The sequence below is a fragment of the Muriicola sp. SD30 genome, assembly GCF_041205185.1.
Taxonomy (GTDB): domain Bacteria; phylum Bacteroidota; class Bacteroidia; order Flavobacteriales; family Flavobacteriaceae; genus Muriicola.
The window spans coordinates 849,652-857,161 of record NZ_JBGEWB010000002.1 but is presented as its reverse complement, the minus strand read 5'-3'; the positions used below and the strand labels follow the sequence as shown (position 1 = coordinate 857,161).

Sequence of the window (7,510 nt, the reverse complement as noted above, 5' to 3'; positions counted from 1 at the left end):
ACGCTACCACAAATCCGCAGAGTCATCCCGCCCCAAAACGGTTCTCATGTTTCATTTAAATCTAATGATCTTAAATCTGCTAAAAACTTCCAAAGTAAATCCGAAAACCTACCCCTTCTGCTTTAACAAATTCGCTGTCTACCAATATATCAATGAACTTTTGTATTCCTCTTTTCACCCAACGATCCCTCGTTAAGCGGGTGCAAATATAGAGCCATTTTTTTGGTTGCACAACCCCAAACGATAAAATTTTCTTAAATGAAAATATATCCTTCTAACCCCCTGAAAATGAGCATTCCCTTTTCAAAAAATATTTTTAAAGTCAATAAAAAATCAAGAAAAGAAATTCCAGACAAGCCCAAACCTGATCACAAAGTCGCGATACGGATAAGAAGGTGCTGAATAAAAAGTGTTCCCGGTAAAAGATGAATTAAAGTGTTCCGCCTTAAGATAGACTCTAGTCTGGCGTATTTTGGCATTGATAAAGAAGTCGAGAAGAGGAAACGCCCCCAGCTCTTCCCTGTTCTGTACAAAGAATTCCCCCAGTAAAGGATTATAAGCATCCATTGTATAAGAGGTAAAATATTTAAAGGTCACCCCAGTTTGCAGGAACATGGCATTCTTAAATACATTGGATGAATAGTATATCGTATTACGCGTTACCAGCTGGGGTACATTAAGCACCACAGTGCTCTGACTCACATTCTGATACATTAGGGTATTGTTCAGGGCCCATTTCCCGAATTTGAACTCCTTTGCATACTTTACCTTCAGATGATTTACCGAATTACTCTCCTGCTTTGGCGTGACAAAGGCATTTTCTTCTCCGTCTGCTATCTGCTGTTCAGTGGCATTGGAGGAAAAGTAGGTGTAATTATCAGTAGTGGAGTACTGAGCCATTAACTCCCCCCAATCCTGTGAGCTTAAACTAAACTTTAAACTCTGTACATTTTCATTTTCAAAAGTATTGCTGTTGTTCCAGTTGTAATTGGTGTATTCCGACTGATAGAGTAAAAAATTAAAATTAGGCATCCTGGAAGAAGAATGAGCGCCAAATCCAATCTCATGCTTCTCATTGAGTTTCAACTTAGCTGAGCCGTCAAAAACATAATTCGTAAGATCTCCCGTGATCCCGTAGGCCAGTTCTCCATCCAGAGAAAAACCATCTATTTGTTTACTGTAACTTCCTCCAACAGCAATCTCATCCCCCCTTAACTGATTAGGAATCGTCTCATCCTCAGTGATGAGTATGCTGTTGAAATAATAATCATATTGATAGAGGTTTACAAAACCCTTAAGAGTACCCAGTAATTTACTTGAGTAATCAAGGCTTAGTTGGTTGTACAAAGTCTTTAAAGTGGCTTTGTCATCAATTGGAGAAATTATAATGGACCCAAAATAATCGTTCTGAGCATCCTGCTGGAATTGATAGTATTTGGTCTCATAGGAAAATTCGTGCCCTAATCCCAAAGAAGAGTTTCTTATTGAATCCCTTTTTCGGGCCAGGGCATATCGATGGTCTAGAAAATACCTCTTGCCCAAAATTTTGTTGCTGGCATTGGTAAAAAATACATCTAACCTCGATCGGTCCTGAAAGTCATCATCCTCAGATTCAAACTGCAATTCCTTATCACTCAAGCCCCCATTTTCCTCTCCTAAAATATCCTGTGCTGCAATATGTGCCCTGAGAGCATATCGGCCATTTCTCGAGAGATAATTCGCCGTTGTCCTGAAATTTCCCGACTCATTCTCACTGTACAGATATTTCCCAAGAGAGCGAAAGCCTTTATAGGCAATGGAAAAGTTTAATCTGGGAGAAGTGTTAAAAGTGAGCATGGCATCAAGCATCTGTCCCTGCTCGAAAGTGGTCTTAAAAAACAGATCGGTCATAGGTGTCGGGACATTGTAATATGAAATGTCCTCTACTTCGAGATAATTGAAATGTCTTGCCCTGGCACCCAAAGCTGGATATAAGCCCAACCTTTCCAGGTCTACACCAAGGCTATTGTAGGGCTGACCTATATTGGCAAAAGGCATGAGTTCAAAATCATCGCGTCTAAGAAAATTGTATTTATACTCTTTTTGGATAGAAAGAGTTGTATCCAGATATGTTGTGTCCCTGGAATATGAAATGATCTTGTATTCTTCTATTCTCGTTATCGATTCATTACCATCCGTTGCCGGAGCTTGTTGAAGATTTCGTTTTCTGAACTGTGTTGAGTCTTTTTGTTTTTCCGGTGGGGGCAACTTCTCCTGTGCACCTATAGGAATTAAAACCAGAAAGAATACTACTATATACAGGTATCTCATAAATTCGATCACTCGCACAAAGTTACTTTTTTTTAATACTAAAGAAGTGTGAATCTTTTATAAGAAAACACATCATTTCCCTATCTTGGGAAACTTTTATGGTAAATCCCTAAAAAATGGAGTTCTAAAACTAAAAAAATTTAATAATCCTGTTTTTTTCTGGATATTAGTCAAAAAAAATTACATGATAAGAAAATTACTCCTCGTATTACTACTATGCGGGTTTTCTTCCTATGGACAGGACGATAATATAAGTTCAGGAAAGGATCCTGCACTTGGTTCGCAAGTGTCTTTTTCGGATGGTACAACGCCTGTAAATCTATATAACTTTAGCGAAGCTGTTGAGGCTTACTGGGCTAGTCGGGATAAAAACCGCAAAGGAAGTGGGTACAAACCTATGAAACGATGGGAACACTACTGGAGCCATTTCGCCGACGCAAACGGGGACCTCCCCTCGGGAAAAGAACTTTGGAATAGCTGGCAAAATAAACAGGCGAGCAGCGCCCGTAGCAACCCCATAAGTAACTGGAACTCCGTTGGTCCATTTGCGGTTCGTGTTTTTTCCGGGAGGCTTCCTGGGACAGGACGTGTCAATCAAATAGCCGTAGACCCAAATAATGAGAATACCTGGTATATAGGTGCTCCGGCTGGAGGTATCTGGAAAACTACTGATGGAGGCCAGACTTGGACCAACCTTTTTGACGAGTTTCCCCAAATCGGAGTATCGGGTATCGCGATAGATTCTAATGACAGTAATATCATATATATCACCACAGGTGACGATGATGCCGCAGACTCTTATAGTGTAGGTGTATTTAAATCCATTGACGGTGGGCAAACCTGGAACCAGACCGGTCTGAATCCTTCCAATACGAACAATAACTTTCTGATGAATGAAATTGTTATTGATCCTTCTAACCCCAATATACTCTGGGCAGGTAGTAGTTCTGGTTTATACAAATCGGTAGACGGAGGGGACAACTGGAACATAGTGAGGGCGGGATACATCTCTGATTTTAAATTAAAGCCAGGAGACCCCAATACAGTATATGCAGTGGCAAATCGGCATATTGGGGGAGCAGGAGGATCAGCTATTTTTTATAAAACAACCAATGGGTCTGATTTTGTTACAATCGATGACCCCTTACTGCCAACAACGGCAGGTAGGGTAGTTTTAGGCGTTACCCCTGCAGACTCTGAAGTGTTGTACATATTAGCGGCCAATACAGGTGCTGGTGAGCAAGATTTTGAATACCAGGGCCTTTACAAATCGGTTGATAGCGGGGTTTCTTTCGCAGAAAGTTCCAATACTACCAATATTATGGAATCCAGTCAGGCCTGGTTTGATTTGGCCCTGGAGGTCTCCCCTACAGATGCGGATGAAATTTATATGGGTTGCCTGAATATCTGGAAAAGCAATTCTGGAGGCACCAACTGGTCTCGCCTGAACCAGTGGTTTATCAATAATCCGGCTTATACACACGCAGACATCCACACACTGAAATTTTTCAACGGAAAACTTTATGCCGGTACGGATGGAGGCATCTACCTTACTGAAGATGGCGGGAGCACCTTTACAGATTATACAGCCGGTGCGGCGGTAGGGCAGTTTTATCGCATGTCCGTTTCTCCTTCTGATCCCAATAAAATGATTGGGGGATTACAGGACAATGGGGGTCAGGCCCTGAACGGGGGTCAATGGAACAACTACCACGGAGGTGATGGTATGGATAATGCCATAGACCCCAATAATGACAATATATTCTATGGGTTTACCCAATTTGGCAGTTCCTTTAATGTGACTTCAAACTCAGGGCAATCCATTGGTTCCATTGCACCTCCGGAAGATGCAAACGGAGATAGTATACAGGGAAACTGGATTACCCCAATGGCCATTGGACCTACTGGAAAGGTCTTCAGTGGTTTCGATGCCGTTTACCAATTACAGGGGAATAACTGGGTAAAGATCTCTACCAATTTCGATGGTGATAACCTCACCGATATCGAGGTGAGCCGCAATAACGAGGAAATATTATATGTAGCAAGACAAGACCTGTTATACCGCAGTACGGATGGTGGTGTTACTTATGACTTTCTCCACAGGTTCCCAACCATAATCTCCGATATCGCAATACATTCCAGTCTGGACAATATTGCCTATGTAGTAACTTCAAACAGGGTTGGTATCAGGCAGTCTCAGCAACCCGGAAACCGGGGTGTATACCGGGTTACCATAAATGGGCCGGGAGATGAGACGGTTGATGATATTACCCTGAACCTGCCTGCAGACCAGGCTTTATTCTCTATTAAGCATCAGGGTCGGCATACCGATAACCCTGTTTATGTGGGCACCAGCCTTGGAGTATATCGTATTGACGATACACTAGCCGAATGGGAAGATTATTTTACCAACCTGCCCAATGTGGCCGTTAGCGATCTGGATATAAACCTGGACCAGGAAATAATTACCGCTGCCACCTATGGACGGGGAATATGGCAGTCGCCCATCCCCGTGCAGGTCCCTGATAATGATATACAATTAGTTGCCATTAATATGCCCTCAGCAAATACCATACGCTGCGGAGAAATTTTCCCGGAAATCCTTGTGGAAAATAAAGGACTTAACCCCATTACCAGTGTTGATGTTACCTACAGGGTGAATGGAGGGGCTGACCAGCCGTTTAATAATGTTTCCGTTAACCTGAATTCAGGGGAGACCACAACTATAGCTCTGCCTTCGGTCAATATTAATTCCATTGGCCCGGCCAGCCTTGAGGTTGAGGTCACTATAGCCAATGACACTTTTCCAGATAATAACTCCCTGATACAAAACTTCTTTTCCAATTTCTTTGGTTTAGGGGGTACGGTAAACACCTTCGAATCTGCAGAAGAAATCCTACTTACCTACAATGATATTGATAACAATAGCAGTGTTTGGGAAAAAGGGGTTCCCGCTGGGACCTTGCTCAATCAAGCGGCATCAGGATCCCAGGTGTATGGGACCAATCTGGATGGGAATCATCCGGACGGGGTAAAAAGTTTTCTGGTAAGTAATTGTTATGAAATGTCGTCCATACTTGCTCCCGTTCTCAAATTCAACATGGCGTACGATCTGGAAATTAATTTTGATATCGTCTATGTGGAATACAGCACGGATGACGGAGCCAACTGGCAGGTGCTGGGAACCGTTAATAGTCAGCCCAATTGGTACAGCAGTGACCGCACAAACGCGAATTCTGGTGCGGCAGACGACTGCCAGAATTGTCCGGGGGCACAATGGACAGGCACCAATGAAACCATGACGGAATACGCCTATGATTTTACCGCCAATGCCGCCCTGGGAGAGACCGATCTAACAAATGAATCCAATGTGCTTTTTCGTATTGTTTTCCATTCAGATCCCGCATTAAACCAGGAGGGAGTGATCATAGACGATTTTGTGGTAGAAGGGGTACAGGATGATGACGATGATGACAATGATGGTATTCTGGATGTAGACGATAACTGTCCCCTGGTGGGCAATGCAAACCAAACCGATACGGATGCAGATGGCCAGGGAGATGCCTGTGATACGGATGATGACAATGACGGCATATTGGATACAGAGGATAATTGCCCGCTGGTAGCCAATCCAAATCAGGAGGATGCAGATGGTGACGGCATAGGTGATGTATGCGATGACGATGCCGATAACGACGGCGTACCCAATGCAAATGACCTTTGTGACAACACACCACCGGGTACAGTAGTTGATGTAACCGGCTGTGAGATATTCACCCTCCCAATAACAAACTTTAGTTTGCTTACGGTTGGAGAAACCTGTACCGACAATAATGATGGAAGTATCACTCTCAACGCTGTGGAAGCCTTGAATTACACCGCCACTATTGCAGGGAGCGGACTTAATGAAAGTCAGAGTTTTAGTGACACCCTGAGCTTTGAGAATCTCAGTGCAGGGACTTACGAAATTTGTATAACTGTGGATGGACAGCCCGAATACGAAATCTGTTATTCGGTTAATATTCCAGAGCCTGAAGACCTCTCTGTCTCTTCAAAAATCGATTCGTTTGACAATAAGGTTACTCTCGATCTCTCGGGCGGAAAGTCGTATACCATCAACCTGAATGGGGAAGTATACCGTACTTCTGAAAAGGAGATTACCCTGCCGCTCTCCCAGGTGGAAAATACACTGAGGGTGAGGACGGATAAGGATTGCCAGGGAGTTTACTCGGAAACGATTATGCTGAGTTCAGAATTGCTGATCTACCCGAATCCCATTTCTTCAGGTGATCTCAACATCTATCTCGGAAATAACAGTTCTGAAAAAGTGGAGGTTGCGTTATTCGACCTTAACGGACGAACAGTCTTCAGAAAACAATACAATGTGGAAAACAACGAAATCAGATTTAATGTAGATGCTCTTTCCAGGGGTATTTATATGCTGAATATAAAAACATCTTCAGGTTTGATGAATTATAAAATCATTAGAAAATGAAATACAAACTAAGCTTTTTAGGGCTTCTTTCTGTAATGCTGATATCCTGTGGTGGTGGTAGTGATCCTGATCCTGAACCGGAACCACCGGTAACGGTTACTCCCCCATCGGCGGCAACCCTTATCTTTCCGGATAATAATACAGAATGCAACGAGGGAACGGTAATCAATGATACACAGAGTACAGTGAACTTTAGATGGACGAATTCAGAAAACACGGATTCCTATCAGGTCAATCTCCGCAACCTTGACAACAACAACACATCCCGAACCAATTCGAGTATCAACAGTGCGGATATAACGATTTTAAGGGGAGTCCCTTATGAGTGGTTTGTTGTTTCCAGGGCCGATGGCACAAATGAAACGGCTACCAGTCCCACCTGGCGTTTTTACAATCAAGGTCCAGGGGTTGAGAATTATGCCCCCTTCCCTGCTGAAGTGGTAAGTCCGGAAAGAGGTTCTACCGTAGCAGCCTCAGGGACTGTAAGCCTGGTATGGGCAGGAAGCGACGTGGATAATGACCTCGAAGACTATGAAGTGTTTTTTGGGACTGATAGTTCGGCATTAGTCTCTCTGGGTACTACAACGGATAGCACACTAGACGCCACAGTGGTATCCGGGACAGTCTATTACTGGCGAATTGTTTCTCGTGACAGTCAGGGGAATACTTCACAATCCGAGATTTTTCAGTTTAAAATTTTATAAT

Annotated in this window: 3 protein-coding genes; 2 read left to right on the top strand and 1 reads right to left on the bottom strand. The window is 43.2% G+C overall.

Annotated features, from left to right (window positions below):
- Positions 1–333: 333 nt before the first annotated feature.
- Positions 334–2,310 (bottom strand): putative porin, encoded by a 1,977-nt coding sequence (locus AB8P51_RS08940; protein WP_369748465.1) that lies wholly within the window; start codon positions 2,308–2,310, stop codon positions 334–336.
- Between the two features lie 184 nt (positions 2,311–2,494).
- Here AB8P51_RS08940 and AB8P51_RS08935 point away from each other — a divergent pair, with 184 nt between their 5' ends.
- Together AB8P51_RS08935 and AB8P51_RS08930 are read left to right on the top strand one after the other, a co-directional pair.
- The gene (locus AB8P51_RS08935) at positions 2,495–6,805 is read left to right on the top strand and encodes a thrombospondin type 3 repeat-containing protein (protein WP_369748464.1); all 4,311 of its coding nucleotides are present in this window, start codon (positions 2,495–2,497) and stop codon (positions 6,803–6,805) included.
- Positions 6,802–7,509 carry a hypothetical protein gene (locus AB8P51_RS08930; protein ID WP_369748463.1) on the top strand — a complete coding sequence of 236 codons (708 nt, stop codon included), beginning with the start codon at positions 6,802–6,804 and terminating at the stop codon, positions 7,507–7,509. Before AB8P51_RS08935 ends, AB8P51_RS08930 begins: the two co-directional genes overlap by 4 nt.
- Position 7,510 lies beyond the last annotated feature (1 nt).

What these genes read in the sequence shown, in the direction of transcription:
- AB8P51_RS08930 (WP_369748463.1), top strand. Translation starts at nt 6,802, where the DNA reads ATGAAATACAAACTAAGCTTTTTAGGGCTTCTTTCTGTAATGCTGATA.
- AB8P51_RS08940 (WP_369748465.1), bottom strand. Translation starts at nt 2,310, where the DNA reads ATGAGATACCTGTATATAGTAGTATTCTTTCTGGTTTTAATTCCTATA.
- AB8P51_RS08935 (WP_369748464.1), top strand. Translation starts at nt 2,495, where the DNA reads ATGATAAGAAAATTACTCCTCGTATTACTACTATGCGGGTTTTCTTCC.